Below are 1,259 nucleotides of genomic sequence, written 5' to 3' on the forward strand. Positions count from 1 at the left end.
GCTAGTGCGCTGACCGTGATCCTTTCCGGTGGTCAGGCGGCATGTGATCGTGGGCGTCCCCAGCGTTGCTGGCGTTCGCTGCGGACACGGGCGCGTTCACGGCGCTGGGCCTGCAGGACGGTGGGGTGACGGGCGTGGGCGTTGCGCCAGTGCAGGTAGGCCTGCAGGGCGCGGGCGAGCACGGGATGGTTCGGATGGTTCGCGTTACCCATCACGAAGGTCCGCAACGGTCCGAACTGGGCCTCGATCGGATTCGCCCACGACGCGTTCGTCGGGGTCAGACAGATCTCGACGTTGTGTCGTGCCGCCCACCGGCGGATCGCCGGGGTGGTGTTCGCGGACAGGTTGTCGCAGATCACGTAGACCGGGGCGGTGTCGGGACGCGCGGCCCGGATCGTCTTCAACGCGGCCAGGGTGTTCGCCCCGCCCTTGCGGGTCCGGGTGACACCCCAGAGCTGGTCGTCGCCCAACGAGTAGCAGCCGTGGAAGTAGCGGATCCCGTGGGTGCGGTGGTAGGTCGCGGGCAGCCGGTCGGGATGCCGCTGGGGTGCCCAGCCGACGCCGTGGGTCGGGCGGATCGAGAGCGGTCCGAACTGGTCGAACGCGAAACAGCGGTTCGGACATGTCGAGGTGAGGTACTCGATCCGGTCGAGTTTGCTCTCTTTGTCCGGGTCGGTGGACTCCTTCCACGTGCGCGTGCGCTGGAACGAGATCCGGTGGTGGTGCAGAAGCTGACGGAGTCGTTCCCGGCCGATGCTCACCGTCCGGTCGGGGTTGTCGGCCAGGTAGGCGGCGAGCTTGCGCACGCTCCAGTGCGTGAACGGCTGTCCGAGTTTCTCCGGGCGGGTCCGGGCCGTCGCCATGGCGAACGCCTCGTCGTCAGCGCTGATCAGGCGGGGACGGCCTCCCGCCCAGCGAGGGTCCAGGCAGTCCAGGCCGATGTCGTTGAACCGGTGGATCACCCCCCGGACCGTGTCCTCGTCGGCCTGGACGAGGCGGGCGATCGCGGGCACCGGTGTTCCGCTCGCCGACGCCATGACGATCAGGGCCCGGCGGACCCGGATCGCGCCGTGTTTCCCGCGGCGCACGATCGCCTGGAGTCGTTGGCCTTCCTCGTCGGTCAGCCGCCGTGCCCGTACCGGCCGTGCCATCGTGGTTCACCTCCAGGGCTGGTCACCGTCCTCATCAGGCACGGTGTGCCCACGACCACCCACCCCTACCTACTTCACGGCCGGAAACGTTCGTGGTCAGCGCACTAG

Annotated in this window: 1 protein-coding gene; it reads right to left on the reverse strand. The window is 69.0% G+C overall.

Annotation, left to right across the window (positions count from 1 at the left end):
• Positions 1–32: 32 nt before the first annotated feature.
• Complete coding sequence (locus tag MXD62_RS27560; RefSeq protein WP_248832309.1) at positions 33–1,151, reverse strand: IS630 family transposase; 1,119 nt, start codon at positions 1,149–1,151, stop codon at positions 33–35.
• Positions 1,152–1,259: the final 108 nt, after the last annotated feature.

Origin of the sequence: Frankia sp. Mgl5 (genome assembly GCF_023242985.1) — a bacterium.
Classification (GTDB): Bacteria; Actinomycetota; Actinomycetes; order Frankiales; family Frankiaceae; genus Parafrankia; species Parafrankia soli.

Excerpts from the sequence above, each read along its gene's own strand:
- MXD62_RS27560 (WP_248832309.1), bottom strand. The coding sequence starts at position 1,151 with ATGGCACGGCCGGTACGGGCACGGCGGCTGACCGACGAGGAAGGCCAA.